Below are 25,461 nucleotides of genomic sequence, written 5' to 3' on the forward strand. Positions count from 1 at the left end.
CCGCAGATGTGACCTACGCGACCGTAGGAAGGGGTTGACGCCGGTGAGAAACGCCACGTGCGGCCGGCGCCGGCCCAGCCCGGCGTCAGCTCAGCTCGTAGACCACCGAGACCGTCAGTTCGTACGTGACCTCGCCCGGCGCGACCGGCGCCGGCGCGGCGGCGTCCATCGGCCTGGCCTGCGGCAGGGCGCCGCCGCTGCCGTGCTCGCTGACCGAGACCAGGCGGCCCAGGGTGCGGCCGCTGAGGTCGGCGTACTGCTGGGCCTTGGCCCGTGCCTCGTCGAAGGCCTCGTCGCGGGCCTCGGCCGCCAGCGCCCGGCGGTCGGCTACGTCGAAGGAGACGCCGTGGATGCGGCCCGCGTCGCCGGTGGCGGCGGTGACCGCGGCGATCACCTCGTCGACGCGGTCCAGCGTGCGGACCTTGATGGTGAAGGTCTGCGCGGCCTGGTAGCCGACGAGTTTGGCGGCGCCCTGGGAGTAGTCGTAGGTCGGGCCCAGGGAGAGGCCCTCGGTCCTGACGTCGCGCTCCTCGACGCCCAGTTCCCGCACCGCCTCCAGCAGCGCGCCGGCGGCGGTGTTCTGCGCGGTCATCGCCTCGGTCGCGGTGGGCCTGACCACCTCGACGCCGGCGCTCAGCAGCGCCAGGTCGGGGGCCTGGGAGGAGGAGCCGCTGCCGGTGAGGCTGACGGTGGCGGGGGCCGGGGCGGTGACGGCGGGGGCCGCCGGGGGGTCGGAGGGAGCGGCGACGGCGGGGGTCGCGAGGAGGGCGGCGCCCAGGGCCGTACCCAGGGCGGTGGTGGCGATTCGTCTCACTGTGGACATGGCCGTATCCCAGCACCCGGGCGCGCCCGCCACGGCATGCCACTCCCGCCGGGTCACCGGATCAGCGGCGGCCGGACACCAGTCCGAGAACGAACTGATGGGCCCCGGCACCTGTGTCGTATCGTCAAGGTGCCCACCGACCCTCGCGAAGGAGCCGCAGATGACGCAGACGACCGAGCCCGAGCTGAGCGGCGTGCGCAACTTCCGCGACGTGGGGGGACTGCCGACCGTCGACGGCCGCGTGGTGCGCACCGGCGTCCTCTACCGCAGCGGGCATCTCGCCCACGCCACGCCCCAGGACGCCGCGTTCCTCGCCTCGCTCGGCCTGCACACCGTCTTCGACTTCCGCAACGCCGCCGACATCCAGCTCGACGGCCCGGACGTGGCGCTGCCGGGTGTGCGCAACGTGAACATCCCGCTCAACGACCCTGCCGACGGGCGGGAGTTCTGGAAGCTGGTGCGCCACGGCGCCCTCGACGAGCTGCGGGCGCTGCTGGGCGAGGGGCAGGCCGCGGCGCGGATGGAGGCGACCTACCGCGAGCTGGTGGCGACCAAGGCGGCCGACCAGTCGCGGGTGGTGCACGACCTCGCCCGGGACGCGGTGCCGGCGCTCATGCACTGCGCGGCGGGCAAGGACCGCGCGGGGCTGACCGTGGCGGTGACACTGCTGGCCGTGGGTGTGGAGCGGGAGGCGATCGAGGCGGACTACCTGGAGTCCAACGCCCAGCACCGCCGCTACCGGATGCACCGCGGGAAGGACGCCCCGGAGGGGATGTCGCCGGAGGTGGTGGAACTGCTCAGCCCGCTCTTCGAGGCGCGGGCCTCGTATCTCGCGGCGGCGTTCGGGCAGATGGAGCAGAGCTGGGGCTCGCTGGAGGGCTATCTCACCGGCGGGCTGGAGCTCACGGCGCAGACGCGCGAGCGACTGCGCGACCGGCTGCTGGTCTGAGTCCCGTACGGACCTATCGGTTGGCCACCGCCTGCTTCACCAGGGTGCGGCCGAAGTCCCAGATGAGGCCGCCGCCTTCGTGGGCGTCGTCCATCACCTGCGTGAAGGCGTCCACGAAGCGGTCGGCGTCGGCCTGGGTGACCACCAGCGGCGGGATCAGCTTGATGACCTCCATGTGGTCGCCGGAGACCTGGGTGAGGATGTGGTGGCGCTGCAGCAGCGGCACCACGACCATCTGCGCGAAGAGCCCCTTGCGGGCCGCCTGGAGCATCGTCCAACGCCCGCGCAGCTTCAGCGATTTCGGGCGGCCGAACTCGATGCCGATCATCAGCCCCCGGCCGCGTACCTCGTGCAGCAGCTCGTAGCGGTCGACCAGGGCGGCCAGCCGGCCGCGCAGGTGGTCGCCGACGTGGCGGGCATTCGCGACGAGTTCCTCGTCCTCCATGACGGCCAGCGTCGCCAGCCCCGCCGCCATCGCCGGCGCGTTGGTGGCGAAGCTCGCCGAGTGCACCAGCACGCGGTCCATGGAGGAGTAGACCTTCTTGAAGATCCACTCCTTGCCGAGGGTCGCGCCGACGGGGACGAAGCCCCCGGAGAGCGCCTTGGCCACGCAGACCAGGTCCGGCTCCACGCCGTCCTCGTGCTGGTAGGCGAAGAAGTCGCCGGTGCGGCCGAGGCCGGTCTGCACCTCGTCCGCGATGAGCAGCGCCTTGTGCCGGTGGAGCAGCTCCTGCGCGGCACGCAGGTAGCCCGGGGGCGCGGCGTGGACGCCCTTGCCCTGGACGGGCTCCACGATCAGCGCCGCCACGTCGCCCTTGCGCAACTCCCGCTCCAGCGCGCCCAGATCGCCCAGCGGCAGCGCGGTGTCGGGCAGCAGCGGGGCGAAGCCGTCGCGGAAGCCGGACTCTCCGTTGACGGAGAGGGAGCCGGTGGTCAGCCCGTGGAAGGCGTGGTCGCAGTACAGGACGCGGGGGCGGCCGGTCGCATAGCGGGCGAACTTCAGCGCGGTCTCCACCGCCTCCGTGCCGCTGTTGCTGAAGAAGACCCGCTCCAGGTGCGGGGTGTAGGACAGCAGCCGCTCGGCGAGCAGTCCGGGCAGGGGCTGGCAGTCGAAGCGGGTGAGGTCCGCCAGCTGCGCGTCGAGTACGTCGTGCAGCGCCCGGCGGACGACGGGGTGGTTGCGGCCGACGCCCATCACCCCGAAACCGGCGAGCATGTCGAGGTAGTCGCTGCCCTCCTCGTCCCAGAAGTGCGCGCCCTCGGCGCGGACGTAGGTGCGGTCGAAGCCGATGGTGTGCAGCATCCGCGGCAGCTGGTGGTTGAGGTGGCGGCTGTGCAGCCCGTAGCGCTCGCCGCCGCGCTCCGCCAGCAGCTTCCCGAGGTCGAACGTCATCCCGTGACTTCCCTGTTCTCCGTACGCGGCCTGTTCTCCGTACGCGACGCCGGCCCTCCCGGCGCCGGGGCGGCCTTCACCAGCGTCCCGCCGACCGCGCCCGCGATCTCCGCCGGTGTCAGCCCCAGCTCGGCGAGTATCTCCCCGCGCTGGGCGTGCGCCAGGAACCGCGCGGGCAGTCCGTAGGTGCGCACCGGCATGTCCACCGCGGCGTCGCGCAGCGCCCGCTCGACGGCCGAACCCACGCCCCCGGCGCGGGAGTTGTCCTCGACGACCGCCAGCAGCCGGTGGCGGGCGGCGAGCGGGGCCAGCGCCTCGTCGACGGGCTTGACCCAGCGCGGGTCGACGACGGTGCAGCCGATGCCGCGCTCGGCGAGCAGCCGGGCCGCCGCCACGCAGGTCTCCGCCATCGCTCCGACGGCGACCAGCAGGACGTCCTGGCCCTCGCCCCGGTGCAGTACGTCCATCCCGCCGACGCGCTCCAGCGCCGGCACCGGCTCCCCCACCGAGCCCTTGGAGAAGCGCACCACGGTGGGGGCGTCGTCGACCTCGACGGCCTCGCGCAGCTGGGCGCGCAGCTGCTCGGCGTCGCGCGGGGCGGCAATCCGCAGCCCCGGCACGACCTGGAGGATCGACATGTCCCACATGCCGTGGTGCGAGGCCCCGTCGGGGCCGGTGACCCCGGCGCGGTCCAGGACGAACGTCACACCGCACCGGTGCAGGGCGACGTCCATCAGGACCTGGTCGAAGGCGCGGTTGAGGAAGGTGGCGTAGACGGCGACGACCGGGTGCAGGCCGCCGGTGGCCAGGCCCGCGGCCGAGACCGCGGCGTGCTGCTCGGCGATGCCCACGTCCCAGACGCGCTCGGGGTAGGCGTCGGCGAACCTCTTCAGCCCGACCGGCTGCAGCATGGCGGCCGTCACGGCGACCAGGTCCGCGCGCTCGGCGCCCAGCGCGAGCATCTCCTCGCCGAAGACGTCGGTCCACGAGGGCTGCCCCTTGGGGCCGGCGGGCTCGCAGGTCAGCGGGTCCATCTTGGCGACCGTGTGGAAGCGGTCCGCCTCGTCCTCCAGCGCCGGCCGGTAGCCGCGCCCCTTCTCCGTCAGGCAGTGCACCAGCACCGGCCCGTGGAAGCCGGCCGCGCGGCGCAGCGCCGACTCCACCGCAGCCTCGTCGTGGCCGTCGACGGGGCCGAGGTACTTCAGCCCCAGGTCCTCGAAGAGCCCCTGGGGGGCGAAGGCATCCTTGAAGCCCTTCTTGGCGCCGTGCAGCGACTCGTAGAGCGGCCTGCCGACGACGGGCACGTCCTGGACGACCCGCTTGCCCCAGGCGAGGAACCTCTCGTACCCGTCGGTGGTGCGCAGGGTGGCGAGGTGGTCGGCCAGGCCGCCAATGGTGGGGGCGTAGGAGCGCTCGTTGTCGTTGACGACGATGATCAGCGGGCGGTCCTTGGCGGCGGCGATGTTGTTGAGCGCCTCCCAGGCCATGCCGCCGGTGAGGGCGCCGTCGCCGATGACGGCGACGACGTGCCCCTCGGCGCCGCGGACCTGCACCGCCTTGGCCAGGCCGTCGGCCCAGCCCAGCACCGTGGAGGCGTGGCTGTTCTCGATGACGTCGTGCTCGGACTCCTCCCGCGAGGGGTAGCCGGACAGGCCGCCTTTGCCGCGCAGCTTGGAGAAGTCCTGCCGCCCGGTGAGGAGTTTGTGCACATAGGACTGGTGGCCGGTGTCCCACAGGATGCGGTCCACCGGCGAGTCGAAGACCCGGTGCAGGGCGATGGTCAGCTCGACCACGCCCAGGTTGGGCCCCAGGTGTCCGCCGGTCCGGGCGACCGCGTGGATGAGGAACTGGCGGATCTCCCGGGCCAGTTCGTCCAGGCGTTCCGCCGGCAGCTCCTTCAGGTCGCGCGGTGAGCGGATGTCCTCCAGCAGGGTCATCTGCGCCTCCCCCTCCGTCTGTCTCCCTCGGCTCTCTTGGCGGGCCTGCCCCGTCGCAGGCCCCGGACGGCTCGTGCCCCGGACCTCAGCCGCGGGGGCCGAAGGTCTCGCGGGCGGCGCGCAGCGACTCCTTCAGCGATCCCATCGTCGCCAGTACGGCGGTGGGCTCGTAGCCGCAGTGCGCCATGCAGTTGGCGCAGCGCGGGTCCTTGCCGCGGCCGTACTTCTCCCAGTCGGTGTCCTCCACCAGCTCCCGGTACGTGGTGACGTACCCGTCGCTCATCAGGTAGCAGGGGCGCTGCCAGCCGAAGAGGGAGTAGCTGGGGATCGCCCAGGCGGTGCAGGGGAAGTCGACCTTGCCCTCCAGGAAGTCCAGGAAGAGCGGGGACTGGTTGAGCCGCCACTTGCGGCGCCGGCCGTCGGCGAAGGCCTTCTTGAACAGCTCGCGGGTCTGCTGCACGCCCAGGAAGTGCTCCTGGTCGGGCGCCTTCTCGTAGGCGTAGGCGGGCGAGAGCATCATCTCGTCCACCTCCAGGTCGTCGTTGAGGTAGTTGAGGACCTCGATGATGGTCTGCGGGGTGTCGGTGTTGAAGAAGGTGGAGTTGGTCGTCACCCGGAAGCCGCGGCGCTTGGCCTCCTTGATGGCCTCCACCGCCTCGTCGAAGGTGCCCTCCTTGGCCACCGAGGCGTCGTGGCGCTCGCGCAGCCCGTCGATGTGGACGGCCCAGGCGAAGTACGGGGAGGGGGTGAACTTGTCCATCTTCTTGCGCATCAGCAGGGCGTTGGTGCACAGGAAGACGAACTTCTTCTTCTCGACCAGCTGCCGGACGATCTCGTCGATCTTGGGGTGCATCAGCGGCTCGCCGCCGGCGATGGAGACCATCGGGGCGCCCGCCTCCAGGACCGCGCCGACGGCCTGCGCCACCGGCATGCGCTGCTTGAGGACGCCGGCCGGGTGCTGGATCTTGCCGCAGCCCTCGCAGGCGAGGTTGCAGGCGAAGAGCGGCTCCAATTCGACGAGCAGCGGGAACTTGTCCCGCCTGCGGATGGTCTTCTGCTGGAAGAGATAGCTTGCGACCTTGATGGTCTGGCGGAGCGGCATGGCCATCTGGCTCACCTCCGGGGGAGCGACGTACTGTGCCATTGGAAGAACGCGGGCAGGACCGAGCTGAGCACGCGGTAGGCCCGCAGGCCGCCGCGCAGGGTGCCGATTCGTATGAGTTCGTGTCCGGGGGCGTCCACGACGACCCGGACCGCGGCGACGGGCCGTGGTCCGGCCCGCAGTGCCTCGCTGAGGACGGCCGCGGACTCCATGTCCACGGCGTGGGCGCCCCCTTCGCGCAGCGCACGGCGCTCAGGCGGCCGTACGACGTGGTCGGAGCCGGCCAGGGTGCCCCGGTGGACGGTGTGGCCGAGCCGGCCGATGGCTTCGGCCAGCAGGTCGGGGGCGTGGCAGTCGATGCGCTCGCCGTCCAGTTGTGCGGTGGTAGCCACTAGGACGTCCCCCGGGCGCATCCCGGTTTCAAGTCCCGCGCAGAATCCGGTGGCCAGCACCGGGGCCGTACGCAGGCCGGTGTCGCGCAGCCGCTGCGCCACCGCGCGCCGGGCGGCCGCCGGGCCCATCCCGGTACGCAGCAGCGCGACGTCCGCGGCGGGGCCGCGCCGCAGGCCGCCGCGCAGCGCCCGGCGCTCGATGCCGAGCGCGCAGGCGAGCAGCAGCGGGGCCTCCTGCGGGGCGGGGGCGCTCATCAGCTCCTCCGGCGGCGTTCCAGCGCGTCCGCCCCGCCGTGCAGGTAGCGCCCGAGGGCGGTGAGGGGGAAGACGTGCCGGTAGAGGTGGTAGTTGATGGTGAAGTCCCAGGGGAAGCCGGTGCCGGTGAACTCCGGTTCGTCCCAGGTGCCGTCGGGGCGCTGGGTGGCGGCCAGCCAGGCGATGCCCCGCTCGACCGCCCGGCCCGCGCACTCCCCGGCCGCGAGGAGGGCCAGCAGCGCCCAGGCGGTCTGGGAGGCGGTGGAGGTGCCCTTGCCGATCCAGCCGGGGTCGCGGTAGGAGCGCAGGTCCTCGCCCCAGCCGCCGTCCTCGTTCTGCACGCTCTCCAGCCAGGTCACGGCGCGCTGGATCGCGGGGTGGGCGGGGGGCAGTCCGGCCGCGACGAGGGCGGGGACGGCCGAGCCGGTGCCGTAGACGTAGTTGACGCCCCAGCGGCCGAACCAGGCGCCGCCCGGCTCCTGTTCGGCCAGCAGCCAGTCGGTGCCGCGCCGGGCGTGCGGGTCCTGGGCGAGGCCCTCGTAGGAGAGCATCTCGACCGCGTGGGCCGTGACGTCGGCGGAGGGCGGGTCGATGACCTCGCCGAAGTCGCAGAAGGGGAGCTTGTTGGGCAGGGCCGAGGTGTTGTCGGCGTCGAAGGCGCCCCAGGCGCCGTTCTTCGACTGCATGCCGACCGTCCAGCGCACGGCCCGCTCCACCGCCTCCTCGACCCGGGCGGGGTCGGGGTGGGCGACGCGGCGCAGGGCGAGGACGACCTCGGCGGTGTCGTCGATGTCGGGATAGTTGTCGTTGTGGAACTCGAACGCCCAGCCGCCGGGGGCCAGTTCGGGCTTGCGGACGGACCAGTCGCCGCCGGTGAGGACCTGCTCGGCGAGCAGCCAGTCGGCGGCCTTCACCAGCCGGGGGTCGTCGGCGGGCACACCGGCGTCCGCCAGGGCGATCACCGACAGGCAGGTGTCCCAGACGGGCGACTGGCACGCCTCGATCATCCGGGTCTCCTCGTCGGGCCAGACGGCGAAGTCGTCCAGCGCCTTGAGGCCGGCCTTTATCACCGGGTGGTCCAGCCCGTAGCCCGTCAGGTGCAGGGCGATGACGGAGTAGACGGCCGGCGGCTGGATGCCGCCCCAGCAGCCGTCCTGCTCCTGGCGCTGGACGATCCACTCCCCGGCGCGCCGCATGGCGGCCCTGCGCAGCGGCCGGGGCGCCACCCGGTGGTAGGCGTGCAGGGCGCGGTCCAGCCGCTGGAAGACGCCGTCCCAGCTGGCCAGGCGGGCGCGCGGGCGCGGCGGGTTGGGGACGGCCGGGTCGGTGTGCAGCTCGTCCAGGTCGAAGGCGGCGGGGCGCACGGGGCGCAGGGCCGAGACGATGGTGAGGGGCACGATGGTCTGGCGCGCCCAGCAGCCGAAGTCGTAGATGTTGAGCGGGAACCAGGACGGGAAGTAGACCAGCTCCGGCGGGAGTTCGGGCAGGTCCTCCCACCTCCACCAGCCGAAGAGCGCCAGCCAGATCCGGGTGAAGACCCGGCTGGCGGCGATGCCGCCGCGCTCGCGCACCCAGGCGGCGGCCGCCGCCATGTGCGGGGCCTGGGGATCGTCGCCGGCCAGGCGCAGCGCCACGTACGCCTCGACGGTGGCGGACAGCTCGCCGGGGCCGCCGTGGAAGGTGTTCCAGGTGCCGTCCGCCTGCTGCTGGGAGCGGATCCAGCGGGCGGCGGCCTGCGTGGTGCGGGCGTCGCGGATGCCGAGGAACTCGCGCAGCAGCAGGTCCTCGGCGTCCATGGTGACGTTGGTCTCCAGGTCGCCCTTCCACCAGCCCTGCGGGTCCTGGCGGGCCAGGAGGTGGGCGGTGGCGCGCTCCAGGCAGGCCGCGGCGGCGGCCCGGCCGTCCGCGGGCCCGGCCGCGGACGGCTGCGTGGTGGTGCTCGGAAGTACGGGGTGTGCGGATCCGGCTGTGTCGCCGGTGGTGGCGGTCAATGGAAGCACCCCTTCCTCGGAGGGTCCCCCCTCCTCGATTCGGTCTGTCAGCGTCTGCGCTCGACCACGAAGTCGGCCAGCTCCGTCAGCTGGGCCCGGACGGACTCCGGCATCGCCCTCCCCTCCGGGCCGTCCAGCGCGGCCAGGGCGGTGGCGTACTGGCGGCGGGCCTCCCGCGCGGTCCACTCCCGGCCGCCGGCCTCCTCGATCAGCGCCGCGCGGGTGGCGAACTCCCGCTCGCTGAAGTCCTCGTGGGCGCCGGGGTGCTCGCCGTCGCCGTCCTTGGCGTCGGCGGCGAGCATCGCGGCGAGCTTCTCGGAGGCGGGGCCGCCCGCGGCGAGCGCCGCGCACACCGGCAGCGACTTCTTGCGCTGGCGCAGGTCGCTCCAGGTCTGCTTGCCGGTCTCCGCGGGCTCCCCCCAGATGCCGAGCAGGTCGTCGACCGCCTGGAAGGCGAGCCCCAGGTGGTAGCCGTACGTCTCCAGCGCGTCGGCCGTGGCGTCGTCCGCGCCGCCCAGGACGGCGCCGATGGAGCAGGCGCAGGCGAGCAGGGCGCCCGTCTTGTTGCCCTCCATCTCCAGGCACTCCTCGACGGTGACCCGCTCGCGGCCCTCGAAGGACATGTCCTGCGCCTGACCGTCGATCAGCTTGCGGGTGGCGACGGTCAACCGCCGCGTGGCGCGGCCCGCGTCCGCGGTGCCCAGCTCCAGCAGCACCTCGTTGGCCAGGGCGAAGAGCGCGTCACCGACCAGGATGGCCTGGGCGGGCCCGTGCACCTTCCACACCGTGTCGCGGTGGCGGCGCTGCTCGTCGCCGTCCATCAGGTCGTCGTGCAGCAGCGAGAAGTTGTGCACCAGCTCCACCGCCACCGCGCCCGGCACCCCGGCCTGCGGCGGCGCGCCGGCCGCCTCGGCGGAGATGAGCGCCAGCGCGGGGCGTACCGCCTTGCCGCCGTCGCTCCGCGCGGGGCGGCCCTGGGCGTCGATCCAGCCGAAGTGGTAGGCGGCGACGGTGTCCATGGGGGGCGCCAGCCGGTCGACGACGGCCCGCAGCAGCGGCGTCGAGAGGTCGCGCCCGCGCTCGAGCAGGGCCTCCGTACCCGCCAGGTGATTCGTCTGGGTCACGACCACGCTTTCTCCTTGCTCCTGGATCACTCATACCGCCTTGGTCGCTGTCGTCGCCGCCGGCGGTCCGCTCCGCGCCCGGGGCCGCTGCCGGGTCAGCGCCTGCGTCTGGGGGCTCGGCCTGCGACCGAGATCGCCAAGGATGCCATGCGCCGCCGACAGGCCGCTGAGCACCGCGCTCTCCATCGTGGCGGGCCAGCCCGTGTCGGTCCACGCTCCCGCCAGGGCCAGTCCGCGCAGCCGGGTGCGCGCGGGCGGGCGCAGGGGGGCGGTGCCGGGGGCGGGCGCGAAGGTCGCGGTGCGCTCGCGGGTGACGAAGAAGTCCCGTACGACCGCCTCGCGGGCACGGGGCAGCAGCCGCTCCAGCTCGGGGAGGTAGCGGGCGCGCAGCTCCGCCACGGGGCGGTCGATGTCGTCGTGGGCCGCGGACTGGGAGAGCGCCAGGTACTGGCCGCCGCCGCGCAGGCCGGAGGTCCCGGTGCGGTCGAAGACCCACTGCACGGGGCTGCCGAGCGCCGCGAAGAAGGGGCGGCGCAGCAGGGTACGGTCGTAGACCACGTGGATGTTGAGGATCGGCGCGGTGCCGAGGTCCAGCAGCCGTGCGGGCTCCTGGACGGCCCCGTCCGGCAGCAGGTCGTGCGCCTCGCGCTGGGGGACGGCCAGGACCACGGCGTCGGCGCTCAGCGGCTCGCCGGTGTGCGGGCCGGCGGCGGCCTCGACCTGCCAGCGGCCGTCGTCGGCGCGCCGCAGCGCCTTGACGCGGGTGCGCAGCACGGTGCGTACCCCCGCCCGGTCCAGCTCGCGGCGGGCGCGGGTGTCGTGGAGTTCGCCCAGGGGGACGCGGGCGATGCCGATGTCGGCGGCGCCGGGGTCGGAGAGCAGGCCAGTCTTGAAGACCATGGCGGCCAGGGCGAGGGAGGAGTCGCGGGCGGTGGCGTTGAGCGTGGCGACGCCCACCAGGTCCCACAGGGCCTCGACGCTGCGCGGCGACTGCCCGTGCCGGGCCAGCCAGCTGCCGAAGTCCTCGCCGTCCAGGGCCGGATCGGCGAGGTCGAGGGCCTTGAGGGCGAACGCCGCCCGGCCCACCGAGAGCCGCTCCCTGACCGTCAGGTGCGGGTAGCGGCCCAGGCTGGGGCCCAGGTGCAGGGGGACGGGCAGGGCGGCGCGGCGCAGCCGCCCCAGGCGCCCGCTTTCGGCGTCCAGCACGGGGACGTCGAGGCGGCGCTGCAGCGGGGCGAGCGCCGAGGCGCCCAGGCGCTCCAGGAGCCAGCGGTAGGCGGTGCAGCAACGCAGGTACACGTGCTGGCCGTTGTCGACGGTGAGCGGGCCGGCGGCGGACTGCCGCTCGAAGGAGAACGCCAGGCCGCCCAGCCGGGGCCGGCCCTCCAGGAGGGTCACGGCCATCCCGGCGTCGGCGAGGGCGAGGGCGGCGGTGGTGCCCGCGAGGCCGCCGCCGATCACCACGGCGGAGGGCGGGCGCGACGGTGCGGCGGCTGTCATCCGTGCTCCCCCCCGCTCCCTGCTCCCCCGGTGGCCGGGCCTCTTCCCGATGGACGCGCCCTGCGGTGCACACCCGGGCACAAGGACGCGGCCGTGCGGCGTGGGGTTGCCCGGCGCCGCACCTCCATCCATGGCCCGCCGCGCCGCCGCGCAATCCTCGCTCTGGCACAGGTCCCGGCCATCAGCGCCGCCCCCGTACGCTCTGCCGGGCGTCCAGGCCGGTCAGGCCGCGCACCGCTACGTACGCCTTCTCGCGGCCCGGCAGCGAGACCCGGCCGCGCAGGACCGCCTCCGGGTCGGCGGAGATGCGGTCGAGGAGGCGGTGGTAGATGCCGGCCATCGCGGCGACGCAGGCGCCGCTGCGGCGGTCCAGCATCGGCAGCAGCCGGAAGCCCTCGGTGAACAGCGCCCGCGCCCGGCGCACCTCGAAGTGCACCAGTCCGGCGAAGTCGGATCCGGGCAGCTCCGTGAGGGGCACGGGGCCGGCGAAGCCCGCCGAGCAGCCGAACTTGGCGAGGTCCTCGGCCGGCAGGTAGGTGCGGCCGTTGGCGGCGTCCTCGCGTACGTCGCGCAGGATGTTGGTGAGCTGCAGGGCGAGGCCGAGGGTGTCGGCGTACTCGGGGGCGCGCCCGGCGTCGCGCGCGCCGGGGACCGTACCGAACACGCCCAGGGAGAGGCGGCCGATGGCGCCGGCCACGCAGCGGCAGTAGACCGCCAGGTCCTCCCAGGTCTCGTACTCCTCGCCGCGGACGTCCGCCAGCACTCCGTCGATCAGCTCGTCGAGGCCGCCGAGCGGGATGGGGAAGGCGCGGGCGGCGTGGGCGAGGGCGACGGCCACCGGGTCGGTGTCGTCCTCGGGGACCTCGTCGGCGCGCACCCGGTCCAGCAGGGCGCGGGTGTGCTCCAGGCGCTCGTACTTCACCGCGGTGTCCAGGGCGCCGTCGCCGATGTCGTCCACCCGCCGCGAGAAGGCGTAGAGGGCGGACATCGCCCGGCGCTTGTCGGCGGGCAGCAGCCGGATCCCGTACGCGAAGTTGCGGGCCTGCAGTCCGGTGACGGCCTCGCAGTAGCTGTACGCGGCCAGCACGGTGGAGCTGACGGGTGCCACCTCGCTCACCTCTCTCTTCGCAGCGCGACGCCCACCTCGCGCAGCAGCGCGGGCTTGGTGGGCCGGGGGGGACCGGGCAGGGTGTCGTGGCCGGCCGCCTCGATCGCCGAGCAGGCGGCGCGCCCGCCGGCCAGGAAGCCGGCCAGGAGCAGCCGCAGCCGGCCGTGCACGCTGCCCACCAGGGGGGCGCCGCGGTCGAGCAGCTCGCGGGCGCGGGCGACCTGGAAGGCGGTCAGCGCGCGGACGGCCGCGTCTGCGGTGGGGCGGGCGAGGTCGTCCTCGGTGACGTCGAAGCGCTTGAGGTCCTCGGCCGGCAGGTAGATCCGGTCGCGGGCCAGGTCCTCGGCGACGTCCTGGAGGTGCTCGACGAGCTGCAGTCCGCTGCAGATCGCGTCCGACCAGGCCAGGCGCTGCCCGGTGGCCAGGCCGGCGAGCTGCAGGACGAGGCGGCCGACCGGGTTGGCGGACAGCTCGCAGTAGTCGAGCAGCTGGTCGTAGGTGGCGTAGCGGCGCACCAGCTGGTCCTGGCGGTTGGCCTCGATCAGGCCGAGGAAGGGCTCGGGGGCCAGCTCGCGGCGGCGGACGGTCGGCTGCAGGGCGCGCAGCAGGGGGTGGCGGGGCGTGTCCTCGTAGACGCGGTGCAGGTCGTCCTCCAGGGCCCGCAGCAGGACGAGGCGGTCCTCGGCGGCCCGGGGGTCCACGCCCAGCGCGCGGGCGTCGGCACCGCCGGGGGCGAGGTCGCCGTCGCCGATGTCGTCGACGAGGCGGGCGTAGCCGTAGACGGCCATCAGATCGCCGCGCCAGGCTTTCGGCAGGAAGAACGGGGCGACGGGGAAGTTCTCGTCTCGGGCCTTGCCGAGCACGGCGCGCGAGGTGTCCCGGTCGTCCGGTCGACGGCTGCTGTCGCGCTGGTGTCCCCCCATGCTCCGGGAGACGGGATCCGGCCTCCCGCGGTTGCCGGGAGTCACCGGAGACCACCCGGGGCCGCCGTCCGCACCGTGGCGGCGAGGGCGGGTGGGTACCAGGACATCACCGTGGCCACTGCCGTCACGCCTCCCGTTCTACACCGACGACACATATAACCTCATTTTGGACACGCCGCTCGGGCGTGCCCCACCCCTCCGTGCCGAAAGCCCCCCAATGGCCCGAACCGCCCGTCAAAGGGCGAATCGGCACCGCACCAGCCTACGCCGTACAGGAGACGCGGACGCCTGCGGGCGCCCTCCCCCGGCACAACACCCGACGATTCCCGAAACTTCCGGGCGGCGCAGGGACTTCACCGGAATGTGATCGCACGCTACGTGGCAGCGGAGGGCCGGACCGCCCCGCCGACGCGACGAGTCCCCGCCTCCGGGAGGCGGGGACTCGTTACGGCAGCGGGGCGCGGCGGCGGGACTACTTGCCCGTCTCCTTCTCGTAGGCCCGCATCACTTCCTCGGTCGGCCCGTCCATCACCAGCTCGCCCTTCTCCAGCCACAGCACCCGGTCGCAGGTGTCCCTGATCGACTTGTTGTTGTGGCTGACCAGGAAGACCGTGCCGGCCTCCTTGCGCAGCTCGCGGATCCGGGCCTCGGAGCGCTTCTGGAACTTCTTGTCGCCGGTGGCCAGCGCCTCGTCGATCATCAGGACGTCGTGGTCCTTCGCCGCCGCGATCGAGAAGCGCAGCCGGGCCGCCATGCCGGAGGAGTACGTGCGCATCGGCAGCGTGATGAAGTCGCCCTTCTCGTTGATGCCGGAGAAGTCGACGATGCCCTGGAAGCGCTGGCGGACCTGCTCCTTGGACATCCCCATGGCGAGGCCGCCGAGGATGACGTTGCGCTCGCCGGTGAGGTCGTTCATCATCGCCGCGTTGACGCCCAGCAGCGAGGGCTGGCCGTCGGTGTAGACCCGGCCGCGCTCGGCGGGCAGCAGGCCGGCGACGGCCTTGAGCAGGGTGGACTTGCCCGAGCCGTTGGTGCCGATGAGGCCGATGGCCTCGCCGCGGTAGGCGGTGAAGCTCACCCCGCGCACGGCGTGCACCTCGCGGATGCGGCCGGGGGCGGGCTGGCGGCGCACGATGCGGTTCAGCGCGGCGGTGGCGGAGCCGCGGCCGCCGCCGGCGTTGACGCGGTAGACGACGTGCAGCTCGTCGCAGATGACGGTCGGCCGGCGGTCGCCGCCCACGGGACGCGTTTCGGTCAGGATGTGCTCAGCCACGGCCATACCGCTCCTCGGCCTTCCAGAAGTAGACGAACCCGGCTCCGAAGAACAGCACCGCCCAGCCGAGGGCGAGCGCCCAGATGTGCGGCGCGATGTTGGCGTACGAGTAGTCGTGGATGAACGCGTAGCGCATCAGGTCCATGTACACGGCGATCGGGTTGGACTCCATCACGTCCGCGACCCAGACGGGGAATCCGGCCTTCTCGTCGTTGGTGAGCATGTACCGCAGCGGGAACATCACGCCGGAGGCGTACATCAGCGTCCGCAGGACGAACGGCAGGAGCTGGGCCAGGTCCGGCGTCTTCGAGCCCATGCGGGCCAAGACCATGGCCAGCCCCATGTTGAACATGCACTGCAGCAGGAGCGCCGGCAGCGCGAGCAGCCATCGCCACGAGGGGTACTGGCCGAAGGCGATCAGCACCACGACCATGACGATCATCGAGTACAGCAGCTGCTGCAGCTGCTGCAGGGCGAAGGAGATCGGCAGGGCGGCGCGGGGGAAGTGCAGGGCGCGCACCAGCCCCAGGTTGCCCGAGATCGCCCGCACTCCGGACATCACGGACTGCTGGGTGAAGGTGAAGATGAAGACACCGATGATCAGGAACGGCACGTAGTTGTGCTGGCCGCCGGGAATCCCCTCCTTGGCGCCCAGGATCACGCCGAAGATCACCCAGTACACCGCCGCGTTCAGCAGCGGCGTGGCCACCTGCCACAGCTGGCCCAGCTTCGCCTGGCTGTACTGCGCCGTGAGCTTGGCCTGCGAGAACGCCATGATGAAGTGGCGCCTGTCCCACAGCTGCCGCACGTACTCCGACAGGGAGGGTCGCGCGCCGCTGACCGACAGTCCGTACCGGGCCGCCAGCTGGTCTGGCCGCAGCGCGTCGTCGGGGTGGCTGCCGGGCGGGGCGCCCATTGCCGTATCGCTCACAGTCGTAGAACTTCCGTCCGAGGTGTTAACGCAAGCTTGTCAGATGACCGGCGGGCGTCCCAGCCGGGTCAGCCGCCATACCGTACGCCACTTCATGGGACGCCGTGGACCGCAGGGTGTCCGCCAGCCCTCCCTGAATCCGCCCAGCCACGCCCTGAGCGCGGGCAGTGACGGCCGGCGGACCAGGGTGAGCAGGAGCCAGACCCCCAGATAGACCGGGATCAGCGGCGCGGGCAGGTTGCGCCGGGCCAGCCAGACGCGGTTGCGGGCGACGTTGCGGTGGTAGGTGGCGTGCCGGCTCGGGGGCATCGTCGGGTGGTTCAGGACCATGTCCGAGCGGTAGTCGATGGACCAGCCGGCGTCCAGTGCCCGCCAGGCCAGGTCGGTCTCCTCGTGGGCGTAGAAGAAGTCCTCGGGGAGCGCACCGACCTCCTGGAAGACCTTGGTACGGACCGCGTTGGCGCCGCCCAGGAAGGTCGTCACCCGCGAGGAGCGCATCGGGTCGGAGGCGCGCAGCCGGGGCACGTGGCGGCGCTGGGTGGCGCCGGTCTCCGGGTCCGCGATGCGGAAGCTGACGATGCCCAGGCCCGGGTCGCCCGCGAAGGCCTCCCGGACGAGGCGGCCGGTGTCCTGCCGGGGCAGCAGGCCGTCGTCGTCCAGGAAGAGGAGCACGTCCACGTCCCGGCCGCCGGGGCCGAACTGCAGGATGCCGACGTTGCGTCCGCCCGGGATGCCCAGGTTCTCGGGCAGCTCGACGGTGCGTACCTCGCCGGGCAGCTCGGGGAGCTCCGGCAGCGGGGCGCCGTTGCCGACGACCGCGACGTCGATCGGCGGCCCCTCCTGCTTGGCGACCGACTCCAGCAGCGCGCGGAACTCGGCGGGGCGGTTGCCCATGGTGATCACGACCGCGCCCACCTTCAGCGGGGCGGCCTCGCCGGCCGTCTCGTCGGCTGTGCCGTTCGTCATGCCGCTCACCGCAATCTGCTGGAGACCAGGATGCTGACCAGGTGCAGACCGGTCTGCAGCACCGCGACGCCCGCCATCACGGCGACCCCGAAGCGGGTGAAGTACAGGTCGCCGCGCATCGCGTCCGCCACCGCCAGCAGCAGGATGACGAGGGACGCCTCGACGCCCAGGATCAGCCGGTGGAACTTCAGCGCCGCGGCGGCCCTGCGGGCCAGCGCCATGCCGGAGCCGCGCGGCTCGGCGGCCGACTCCTGCACCGGGGGCATCCCGTTCTGGTGGCGGGCGACGCCGACCAGGTCCGTCTCGGCCTTGATCATGATGGCGCCGAGCGCGGCGAGCGTACCGAGGAAGGCCCAGAGCCAGTCGATGCGGCCCTCGCCCCACACGTCGGCGGCGCGCAGGCCGAGGCCGGCCAGCACCGCGGCGTCGCAGAAGTAGGCGCCGACCCGGTCGAGGTAGACCCCGGTCAGCGAGTACTGCTTGCGCCAGCGGGCCAGCTCGCCGTCGACGCAGTCCAGCAGCAGGTAGAGCTGCACCATCAGTACGCCGAGCAGCGCGCCGGGGATCCCCGGGACGAGCAGGGCCGGCAGGGCGAGGCAGCCCGCGATCGTCATCAGGTAGGTCAGCTGGTTGGGCGTGACCTTCGTGTTCACCAGATGGCGGTCGATGCGCAGGGAGAGCTCGCGCATGTAGAGCCGCCCCGCCCAGTGCTCGCCGCTGCGCCGGTCCTTGACGCCGGGCGGGTGCACGACCGGGCGCAGCTCAGCTACGGATGGCTTTTGCATAGTCGGAGTAGACGTCCCTGATCTGGTCGGCGGACAGGTCGAGGTGCTCGAGGATGGTGTAGCGGCCGGGGCGGGTCTGCGGGGCGAAGAGCACCGCGTCCACCAGGTCCTGCTCGCTGAAGCCCATCTCGGAGGCGAGCACGGGCAGCCCGTGCCGGCTCAGCGTCCGGGCCATCTCGCCGGCCGTCTCGTGGTCGCCGCGCAGGTAGGTGGCGAAGGCGCCGCCGAAGCCGCACTGCTCGCCGTGGAGCGCGTTGCGCTTGGGGAAGAGCAGGTCGAAGGCGTGGCTGATCTCGTGGCAGGCGCCGGAGGCCGGGCGCGAGTCGCCGGCCACGGACATCGACATCCCGCACATCACCAGCGCCTCGGCCAAGGCGGTGAGGAAGTCGTCGTCGCCGATGCCGCCGGGGTGGCGCAGTACGGCCTGGCCGGCCTGGCGGGCCATGGCGGCGGCGAGGCCGTCCACCGCCTCGCCGTTGACCTGCTTGGACAGCTCCCAGTCGGCGACGCAGCTGATCTTGCACGTCACGTCGCCGATCCCGGCCCGTACGAAGCGGGCCGGTGCGTCGCGGATCACGTCGAGGTCGATGATCACGCCGATCGGGCTGGGCACGCCGTACGAGCCGCGGCCCGCGTCGTTGTCCAGCGTGGCCACCGGGGAGCATAGGCCGTCGTGGGCGAGGTTGGTCGCCACCGCCACGAGCGGCAGGCCGACGCGGGCGGCGGCGTACTTCGCGCAGTCGACGACCTTGCCGCCGCCCAGCGAGACGACCGCGTCGTAGCGGCCGCCCCGCTTTATCGAGTCGGCCAGCTTGACGGCGCCGTCGATGGTGCCGTCGGCGTCGTCGAACCAGTCGGCGTCGGGGAAGGCGGGCGCGAAGCGCTCGCGCAGCGTCTTCCCCGAGCCGCCGCTGATGGCGAAGGCGAGCTTGCCCGTGGGGGCGATGCGCTGGTCGGTGAGGATGGCGGCCAGATCGTCCAGCGCGCCGGCCCGGATGTCGACGACGACCGGGCTCGGCATCAGCCGGGTCAGTACTGGCACGCGATCTCCCGGCCCTTGGCGAGGTCGTCGTGGTTGTCGATCTCGACCCACGTCACGTCGCCGATGGGGGCCACGTCGACCTGGAAGCCGCGGTTGACCAGCTCCTGGTAGCCGTCCTCGTAGTACAGGTCGGGGTCGCGCTCGAAGGTGGTCTTCAGCGCGTCCGCCAGCTCCTCGGCGGCCTCGCCCTCGATGAGCGTCACGCCGATGTACTCGCCGGTCGCCTCGGCCGGGTCCATCAGCTTGGTGATCTTCTGGACGCCCTTGCCGGGCTCCACGACGACCTTCATCTCCTCGTCGGCGAGCTGCTTGACCGTGTCGAGGGCGAGGATGATCTTCTTGCCCTCGCCGCGGGCGGCGAGCAGCGTCCGCTCCACGGAGACCGGGTGCACGGTGTCGCCGTTGGCGAGGATCACCGTGTGCTTGATCGCGTCACGGCCGCACCACAGGGAGTAGGCGTTGTTCCACTCCTCGGCCTTGTCGTTGTCGATCAGGGTGAGCTTCAGGCCGTACGTGGCTTCCAGGGCGGCCTTGCGCTCGTACACGGCCTCCTTCTTGTATCCGACGATGATCGCGACCTCGGTGAGGCCGATCTCGGCGAAGTTGCCGAGGGTCAGGTCGAGGATGGTCGTGTCACCGTCCACGGGCACGAGCGCCTTGGGGAGGGTGTCGGTGTAGGGACGCAGACGCCGTCCGGCGCCGGCGGCCAGCACGAGGCCGATCATGCGGGTTCTCCTGATTCTTCGTGTACTGCGGGTGCTCCTGAGGAGACCCAGAAACGGATGCTCTCGATGAGCACCAGCACTGCCACGGCCACCGCGATGGCCGTGAGCGCGATCGTGAAGCCCGTGGGGCTCAGCAGGGCCGCCGCCGCGGCGACCGCGAGCGTCCGCCCCTCGTGTCCGCCGGCCGCCCGCACCAGCCAGTGCGGCGGAGCGCCGGCGCCGCCCCGTATGCGGTACTCGGTGTCGTAGTGATGGTACGCAACGGCGGCCACCAGCCCGAAGGCCGCGGGAAGGGCTCCGCCCGACTCGCTGCGGGCGGCGAGGACGAGGACGGTGAGGTACTCCGCGGCGCGCAGGACCGGCGGGACCAGCCAGTCCAGCGCCCCGGTCAGCGGACGGGCGACCGCCAGCCCGGAAGCCGCGACGTACACCCCGGCGCCCAGCAGCGGCCACCAGCTGCCGGCGGGCGGCAGGAGCGCGGTGGCGAGCATCACAAGGCCGCCCAGTACGGACACGGCGAGCGGCGCGAGGGCCGGCAGCCGGCGCGCGGGGCCCCGCAGCGCCCCGGCCGCGGCCTCGGCCAGCGGGCCGGTGTCGGTCAGCGCGGCGAGGGCCTCGGTGGCGCGGGGGGTGCGCGGCTGCGGGGAGCGCAGTGAGCGCAGCACCCGGCCGGCGGTGGTGTAGCAGGCGGCGAGGGCGCAGCCGACGAGGAGGACGTAGAAGGTGGTGCGGGGGGTGGTCAGCGCGGTGAGGACCGCGATCATCGCCCAGCGCTCCCCGATGGGCAGGACGATTATCCGCCGCAGCCAGACCGCCCAGCCGACGCTGTCCAGGCGGGCGGAGAGGGCGGCGCCGGCGCGGGCGGCGCCGCGGTCGTCCTGGTTGGCCTCTATGAAGGCGAAGTCGACCATGTGCCGGCAGGTCTGCAGCACCATCGCGCCCAGGGCGAGGGCCCACACGTCGTCGCCGTTGCGGGCGGCGCCCAGCGCCAGGCCCGCGTAGAAGGCGTACTCCTTGGCCCGGTCGAAGGTGGCGTCGAGCCAGGCGCCGAGGGTGGAGTACTGCAGGGAGTAGCGGGCGAGCTGGCCGTCGGTGCAGTCCAGCACGAAGGAGAGGATCAGCAGGGCGCCGGCCGCGACGTAGCCGGGGCGGGTGCCCGTGGCCGCGCAGGCGGCGGCGATCAGCGCGGTGAGCAGGCTGAGGGTGGTGACCTGGTTGGGGGTGAGGCCGCGGCGGGCGCACCAGCGGGCCAGGTACTTGGAGTAGGGGCTGACGCAGAAGGTGGTGAAGAAGCCGTCGCGGGACTTCACCGCCGAGTCCAGCCGCACCTTCTCCCCGTCCACCGCCGCGACGGCCTCGCGCGCCGTGCGGCGCTGGGCCTCCTCGGCGGGGGCGGCGGCGACGAGGCTGCCCAGCTCGGGACGGACCAGCGCGCGGTCGTCCGCCCGCAGCTGGGCGTCCAGCTGCTCGGCCAGTGTGTCGAGGCTGTGGCTGCGCATCGTGGCGCGCGCCAGCTCCCTGCGGGCCGCGGCGTGCACGGCGACGGCGCCGGGGACGGCCGCGGCGTCGAAGCGGGGGTCGGTGAGGGCCAGGCGGAGGCTGTGCACGTGGCCGACGAAGCGGCTGTCGACCAGCGCCACCGACCCCGTCTCGGGCAGCAGCGCGAGCACGGTGGCGGCGTCGGCGACGTCCGCCGCCGTGCGGATCTCGTCGAAGCCGAGCGAGCGCAGGTCGCCCTCGAGCGGCGACCCGGGGACGGACGGGCCGATGAGGATTGCGGTCCGCAGACGAACTCACTCCTTGGCTGGCAGTGCTGACTGCGCCGTGGACGGCCGGAGCCGTCCGGGCAGTTGGGTACGCCGCCCCGTCCCCCGGTGGCAGGCGGCATGTCGGCAGACCCTAGCGGATCCTCTGAACCCGGGGTTCATCGGCCGTCCACCCGGTTTTCCACCTGGGGGAGCCCGGGGCCTGTAGGGCCCGGGCGGCACAGCATCCATCATGGTCCACCGCCGCACCGCGGGACAAGCCGCTGTGGATAACGCCCACCGCGGGCGAATCAGGGCCCTGACGTCCTGTTTCGGACAGGCACGCGGGGGCCGGTAGGGTCGCGGGATGACTTGGATGATCACTGGTGGTGCCGGATACGTGGGAGCGCACGTCGCGCTGGCGATGCGGGAGGCCGGTGAGGACGTCGTCGTTTTGGACGACCTCTCCTCCGGGGTCGCCGGGCGACTGCCGGCGGATCTTCCGCTGGTGCGCGGTTCGTACCTCGACCGCGAGGTGCTGCGCCGGGCCTTCGACGAGCACGGTGTCACCGGGGTGGTGCACTGCGCGGCGAAGAAGCAGGTGGGCGAGTCGGTCGAGCAGCCGGTGGCGTACTACGAGGCCAACGTCCACGGGCTGGCGGTGCTGCTGGAGGAGGTCGCGAAGGCCGGTATCGGGCGCTTCCTCTTCTCCTCCTCGGCCGCGGTGTACGGCACGCCGCCGAGCGACGACGTCATCACCGAGGCGACGCCCTGCGCGCCGATGAGCCCGTACGGCGAGACCAAGCTGGCCGGGGAGTGGCTGGTGCGGGCGGTGGGGCGGGCGCACGGCGTGGCGACCGCCTGCCTGCGCTACTTCAACATCGCGGGCGCCGCGGAGCCGGCACTGGCGGACACCGGGGTGTTCAACATCATCCCGCTCTACTTCGACGCGCTCACCCGGGGCGAGGGCCCGCGGATCTTCGGCGACGACTACCCGACCCCGGACGGCACCTGCGTCCGCGACTACATCCACGTCGTGGACCTGGCCCAGGCGCACCTGGCCGCCGCCCGGCGGCTCTCGCGACCCGGCGCCTCGGGCGACCTGACGGTGAACCTGGGCAGCGGGACGGGGGTGTCGGTGCGGGAGATGGCCGACATGATCGCCGAGGTCTCCGGGCACGCGGAGCCGGCGGCCGCGGTCGTGGAGCGCCGCCCCGGCGATCCGGCGCGGTCGGTCGCCTCGTACGCGCTGGCCGAGCGGGAGCTGGGCTGGACACCGCGGCTGGATCTGCGCGCGATGGTCTCCTCCGCCTGGGAGGGCTGGGTGCTGCAGCATCCGCACATGCGTGCGGGCGGCTGAGCCCCCTCACGCGTCGGCAGTCGTTTGCGCAGGTCAGACGATGACAACGGTGTTCAGTGCCGTGTTGCCGTATACCCCCTCCCCGTAGTTGACTGTGCTGGCCGATGGGTGCGTTCCGCGCGCGTCGGCCGGGGGATTGCGACAGCGTGGTCCTGGACGTGGGACGACCGTTGGAGGGTGTCGAGATGGGCGCGGGTCACGACCATTCGCACGGACCGCCCGCCGGGGCGACGGGGACGGCCGCGGCCGCCTACCGGGGGCGGCTGCGTATCGCACTGTCGCTGACGCTGTTCGTCCTGGTGGCGGAGGTGGTCGGCTCGGCGCTGTCGGGCTCGCTGGCGCTGCTGGCGGACGCGGGGCACATGGCGACGGACGCGGTGGGCCTGTCGATGGCGCTGCTCGCCATCCACTTCGCCAACCGCCCGCCCAGCGAGCGCCGCACCTACGGCTACGCGCGGGCGGAGATCCTGGCGGCGGTGGCGAACTGCGTACTGCTGCTCGGGGTGGGCGGCTACGTGCTGTACGAGGCGGTGTGGCGGTTCGTCGACCCGGAGCCGACCCAAAGCGGCCTGACGCTGCTCTTCGGCGCCGTCGGCCTGGTGGCGAACCTGGTCTCGCTGAGCCTGCTGATGGCCGGCCAGCGCGAGAGCCTCAACGTGCGCGGGGCGTTCCTGGAGGTACTGGCCGACGCGCTGGGCTCACTGGCGGTGATCGTCTCGGCGCTGGTCGTCATGGCCACGGGCTGGCGCCAGGCGGACCCGGTCGCGTCCCTGCTCATCGGCGCGATGATCGTCCCGCGTACGGTCAAGCTGCTGCGCGAGGCGCTGGACGTCCTGCTGGAGGCGGCCCCGAAGGACGTGGACATGGCGGCGGTCCGCGCGCACATCCTCGCGCTGCCCGGCGTGGAGGGCCTGCACGACCTGCACGTCTGGACGATCACCTCGGGGATGCCGGTGCTCTCGGCGCACGTGGTGGTGAGCAAGAAGGTCCTGGACTCGGTGGACCACGAGGAACTCCTCCACGACCTCCAGGGCTGTCTGGGCGAGCACTTCGACGTGGAGCACTGCACGTTCCAACTGGAACCGGCGGGCCACGCGGAACACGAGGCGAAGCTGTGCCACTGAGATGCCGACCCGCGCCCGAAGCCAACCGGAGGGATGTCGGGCCTTGAGGAGGTAGAGCCGGGCGCGCCCGTCACTCTAGGGCTGTGGGCGCGATCGGCAGCCGTTCGCTGCGGGGCCACGTGAAGGTGCGGTCCGGCTCGAGGCGGACGTCTCCCCAGGGGAAGCTCCGCGCCATGGGTTGCGGCACGACTCGGACTTATGCTCCACTCCGGCCTGTGATCGATGGCGAGAGTTCGTGGACCCCGGCACATCGCGCTGTGGAGATGGAAGACGTGGAAACGCTGGCTCGCCTTCTCGACGCCGGCGTCGACCCGAACGAGACTGACTGCGGCATGACGCTGCTGACACACGCGATCGACATCGAAGGCGACGGAGCCATGCAGTCCGGTGAGCCGCTGACCGTTCACACAACGGCGGTCGTCTTGGCCTTCGGCGCGGACCCGGAACTGCCGGACTCGAACGGGCGCACCCCTGCGTCTGTAGCCGAATGGTACGGCCACGACCTCGCGGCCCGGCTGCTCCGAAAGCACCTCGACCGGTAAGCCCCGGGGGCCTGACCGCTCATTGGCTCATCCTTTTCAGGTCGGTCGCACAGGACCCCTAGGCAGGGGCCATGACGTTGCGGTCCCCGACTAGGCGGCTGGATGTGCCTTGAGGTAGTGGGCGGTCAGAAGTATGACGATGGCAGTTGTGGTGAGAACCAGTCCGATGATGGTGTACGTGGCGAGTTCGGGCTGGGCTGCGAGGAGGAGGTCGTTCGCGAAGATCCAAATGGCGAAGAGCCCGGTGAGTCCTATCGCGCCAGCCAGCGGAAGCATCTGGTCCGGCCAGTCGAGGATCTCGCACGCATCCAACCACCCCCGTCAAGCACGGTTGCACCACCCGCGAACGGATGTGCAGGGCCTACCCGCCGCTTCCACCCCGCAGGTTGCCGTCCCGCCCGTCATGAAGTCGTCAGGCGATCGCCGGGTGGGCTTCACACAGCCTAGGTCTACAGCTTGGATCGCGCCGACGCCGCTGCTCGGGGTGGGGTCAGGTCTGCTCGTAGGAGGGCGTGGTCCGAGTGGTCTGTGGGGTGGACCGTGTGGTTCAGGGGGGTGAGGCCCCTGAGGAAGATGTAGTCGAACTTGCTCTGCCAGTCCGTCGTCGGCTCGCAGTCGGGCTGGGACGGCGGGCGGCAGCGGGGGTCCGCGTCCGTGGCGAGGGGCCATATCCGGGTGAGTTCCGGGGCGTCGGGTACGGCGTTGAGGTCGCCGAGCAGGATCGCGCGGTCGTGGCGGGAGAGGGCCGCGGCCAGTACGGCGGTCTGGCCGGCCCGGACGGGGGCCTGGCTCCGTTCGGCGAGGTGGGCGTTGAGGACGCGGACGGGGCGGCCCCCGACGAGGGTGGTGACCGCCAGGTAGCCGCGGTCCTCGGAACCGCCGTCCGGGAACTCCGTGTTCGAGCGGTCCGTCATCGGTGCCGCCGAGAGCAGCGCCTGGCCGTAGGCGCCGGGGCGCCACGGCACGCCCCCGCAGCGGCCGAAGTTGCGCAGGACCGGGCCGTACGCGACGTGGTAGGCGAGTCCGTGGCGGTACTCCAGGTAGAACCGGATGCGCTCGACGTCCCGGACGCACGCTTCCTGCAGGCCGATGACCTGCGGTGCGTACCGGGCGATCTCGGCCGCCCGGCCGGCGTTGTGCTCGCTGCCGCAGGGGTTGCAGATGTTCCAGGTCATGACCCGGTTCGGCACGGTGGCGGCGGTCGGCGGCGCGGTCCGGGCGAAGGGGGCGCCGCCCGGCGCGCTGGGGCCGGGCAGCAGCAGGCAGATCACGGCGGTGACGGTCCCGGCGAGCATCCGCGTACGGCTGTCGAACATGTTCCCCCTCTTTTCCCCGCATGCCGATTCCAGACGGGTCCGGACGATTCCGCCGACTCCACGGGCAGGAATCGCGGTTGGGCCGGTGCGCGGGTACGTTTCGGGTGATCGTAAGCCGCCCTGGTGGAACGGGGAGCGGGACGATCTGACACGCT

22 protein-coding genes are annotated in these 25,461 nt (G+C 72.8%); 4 read left to right on the forward strand and 18 right to left on the reverse strand.

What is annotated here, in order from left to right:
• Positions 1–85: 85 nt before the first annotated feature.
• Positions 86–823 carry an SIMPL domain-containing protein gene (locus ACFQLX_RS04875; RefSeq protein WP_386412285.1) on the reverse strand — a complete coding sequence of 246 codons (738 nt, stop codon included), beginning with the start codon at positions 821–823 and terminating at the stop codon, positions 86–88.
• 160 nt (positions 824–983) lie between these two features.
• On the opposite strand from ACFQLX_RS04875, the gene ACFQLX_RS04880 reads away from it, so the two are divergent.
• A complete protein-coding gene (locus ACFQLX_RS04880) occupies positions 984–1,772 on the forward strand; it encodes a tyrosine-protein phosphatase (RefSeq protein ID WP_386412287.1) in 789 nt (262 codons plus the stop codon).
• A gap of 13 nt (positions 1,773–1,785) precedes the next feature.
• Here the strand turns inward: ACFQLX_RS04880 and ACFQLX_RS04885 are convergent, their stop codons facing one another.
• The 16 genes from ACFQLX_RS04885 to ACFQLX_RS04960 all read right to left on the reverse strand — a co-directional run bounded on the left by ACFQLX_RS04885 (position 1,786) and on the right by ACFQLX_RS04960 (position 21,006).
• Positions 1,786–3,165, reverse strand: coding sequence for an aspartate aminotransferase family protein (locus ACFQLX_RS04885; RefSeq protein ID WP_386412289.1), 1,380 nt, complete (start codon positions 3,163–3,165; stop codon positions 1,786–1,788).
• Positions 3,162–5,102: a 1-deoxy-D-xylulose-5-phosphate synthase gene (gene dxs / locus ACFQLX_RS04890; RefSeq protein ID WP_386412290.1), complete on the reverse strand. Its 1,941-nt coding sequence runs from the start codon at positions 5,100–5,102 to the stop codon at positions 3,162–3,164. The genes ACFQLX_RS04885 and dxs overlap by 4 nt, the downstream gene beginning before the upstream one ends.
• Positions 5,103–5,187: 85 nt before the next feature.
• Entirely contained in the window at positions 5,188–6,210 is a 1,023-nt protein-coding gene (gene hpnH / locus ACFQLX_RS04895; protein WP_386412292.1) for an adenosyl-hopene transferase HpnH, read from the reverse strand.
• Between the two features lie 5 nt (positions 6,211–6,215).
• Positions 6,216–6,854: a phosphorylase family protein gene (locus ACFQLX_RS04900; protein ID WP_386412484.1), complete on the reverse strand. Its 639-nt coding sequence runs from the start codon at positions 6,852–6,854 to the stop codon at positions 6,216–6,218.
• Positions 6,851–8,842 carry a squalene--hopene cyclase gene (shc, locus tag ACFQLX_RS04905; protein WP_386412294.1) on the reverse strand — a complete coding sequence of 664 codons (1,992 nt, stop codon included), beginning with the start codon at positions 8,840–8,842 and terminating at the stop codon, positions 6,851–6,853. The genes ACFQLX_RS04900 and shc overlap by 4 nt, the downstream gene beginning before the upstream one ends.
• Before the next feature lie 47 nt (positions 8,843–8,889).
• Positions 8,890–9,972 carry a polyprenyl synthetase family protein gene (locus ACFQLX_RS04910; protein ID WP_386412296.1) on the reverse strand — a complete coding sequence of 361 codons (1,083 nt, stop codon included), beginning with the start codon at positions 9,970–9,972 and terminating at the stop codon, positions 8,890–8,892.
• A 24-nt stretch (positions 9,973–9,996) separates the two neighbouring features.
• Entirely contained in the window at positions 9,997–11,466 is a 1,470-nt protein-coding gene (gene hpnE, locus ACFQLX_RS04915; RefSeq protein WP_386412299.1) for a hydroxysqualene dehydroxylase HpnE, read from the reverse strand.
• 181 nt (positions 11,467–11,647) lie between these two features.
• Positions 11,648–12,583: a presqualene diphosphate synthase HpnD gene (gene hpnD / locus ACFQLX_RS04920; RefSeq protein ID WP_386412301.1), complete on the reverse strand. Its 936-nt coding sequence runs from the start codon at positions 12,581–12,583 to the stop codon at positions 11,648–11,650.
• Positions 12,580–13,497 (reverse strand): squalene synthase HpnC, encoded by a 918-nt coding sequence (hpnC, locus tag ACFQLX_RS04925; protein WP_386412303.1) that lies wholly within the window; start codon positions 13,495–13,497, stop codon positions 12,580–12,582. Before hpnC ends, hpnD begins: the two co-directional genes overlap by 4 nt.
• Before the next feature lie 472 nt (positions 13,498–13,969).
• Positions 13,970–14,776, reverse strand: coding sequence for an ABC transporter ATP-binding protein (locus ACFQLX_RS04930; protein WP_386412305.1), 807 nt, complete (start codon positions 14,774–14,776; stop codon positions 13,970–13,972).
• A complete protein-coding gene (locus ACFQLX_RS04935; RefSeq protein ID WP_386412486.1) occupies positions 14,763–15,686 on the reverse strand; it encodes an ABC transporter permease in 924 nt (307 codons plus the stop codon). The genes ACFQLX_RS04930 and ACFQLX_RS04935 overlap by 14 nt, the downstream gene beginning before the upstream one ends.
• 54 nt (positions 15,687–15,740) lie before the next feature.
• Positions 15,741–16,667: a glycosyltransferase family 2 protein gene (locus ACFQLX_RS04940; protein WP_386412307.1), complete on the reverse strand. Its 927-nt coding sequence runs from the start codon at positions 16,665–16,667 to the stop codon at positions 15,741–15,743.
• Positions 16,668–16,672: 5 nt separating this feature from the next.
• Positions 16,673–17,452, reverse strand: a complete 780-nt coding sequence (locus tag ACFQLX_RS04945) for a CDP-alcohol phosphatidyltransferase family protein (RefSeq protein ID WP_386412309.1) — start codon at positions 17,450–17,452, stop codon at positions 16,673–16,675.
• On the reverse strand, positions 17,430–18,494 hold the full coding sequence (locus ACFQLX_RS04950; RefSeq protein WP_386412311.1) for an iron-containing alcohol dehydrogenase family protein: 1,065 nt from the start codon (positions 18,492–18,494) through the stop codon (positions 17,430–17,432). Before ACFQLX_RS04950 ends, ACFQLX_RS04945 begins: the two co-directional genes overlap by 23 nt.
• The gene (locus ACFQLX_RS04955) at positions 18,482–19,219 is read right to left on the reverse strand and encodes a phosphocholine cytidylyltransferase family protein (protein ID WP_386412313.1); all 738 of its coding nucleotides are present in this window, start codon (positions 19,217–19,219) and stop codon (positions 18,482–18,484) included. Before ACFQLX_RS04955 ends, ACFQLX_RS04950 begins: the two co-directional genes overlap by 13 nt.
• Complete coding sequence (locus tag ACFQLX_RS04960; protein ID WP_386412489.1) at positions 19,216–21,006, reverse strand: DUF5941 domain-containing protein; 1,791 nt, start codon at positions 21,004–21,006, stop codon at positions 19,216–19,218. The genes ACFQLX_RS04955 and ACFQLX_RS04960 overlap by 4 nt, the downstream gene beginning before the upstream one ends.
• Positions 21,007–21,331: 325 nt before the next feature.
• On the opposite strand from ACFQLX_RS04960, the gene galE reads away from it, so the two are divergent.
• The 3 genes from galE (at position 21,332) to ACFQLX_RS04975 (ending at position 23,990) form a co-directional block, all read left to right on the forward strand.
• On the forward strand, positions 21,332–22,324 hold the full coding sequence (gene galE, locus ACFQLX_RS04965; RefSeq protein ID WP_386412315.1) for a UDP-glucose 4-epimerase GalE: 993 nt from the start codon (positions 21,332–21,334) through the stop codon (positions 22,322–22,324).
• A gap of 185 nt (positions 22,325–22,509) precedes the next feature.
• The gene (locus ACFQLX_RS04970; RefSeq protein WP_386412317.1) at positions 22,510–23,448 is read left to right on the forward strand and encodes a cation diffusion facilitator family transporter; all 939 of its coding nucleotides are present in this window, start codon (positions 22,510–22,512) and stop codon (positions 23,446–23,448) included.
• Positions 23,449–23,663: 215 nt separating this feature from the next.
• Positions 23,664–23,990 (forward strand): ankyrin repeat domain-containing protein, encoded by a 327-nt coding sequence (locus ACFQLX_RS04975; protein WP_386412320.1) that lies wholly within the window; start codon positions 23,664–23,666, stop codon positions 23,988–23,990.
• Between the two features lie 449 nt (positions 23,991–24,439).
• Here ACFQLX_RS04975 and ACFQLX_RS04980 read toward each other — a convergent pair whose 3' ends face one another.
• Positions 24,440–25,306 carry an endonuclease/exonuclease/phosphatase family protein gene (locus ACFQLX_RS04980; protein WP_386412322.1) on the reverse strand — a complete coding sequence of 289 codons (867 nt, stop codon included), beginning with the start codon at positions 25,304–25,306 and terminating at the stop codon, positions 24,440–24,442.
• Positions 25,307–25,461 lie beyond the last annotated feature (155 nt).

The sequence above is a fragment of the Streptomyces polyrhachis genome, from assembly GCF_042663125.1.
Taxonomy (GTDB): Bacteria; Actinomycetota; Actinomycetes; order Streptomycetales; family Streptomycetaceae; genus Streptomyces; species Streptomyces polyrhachii.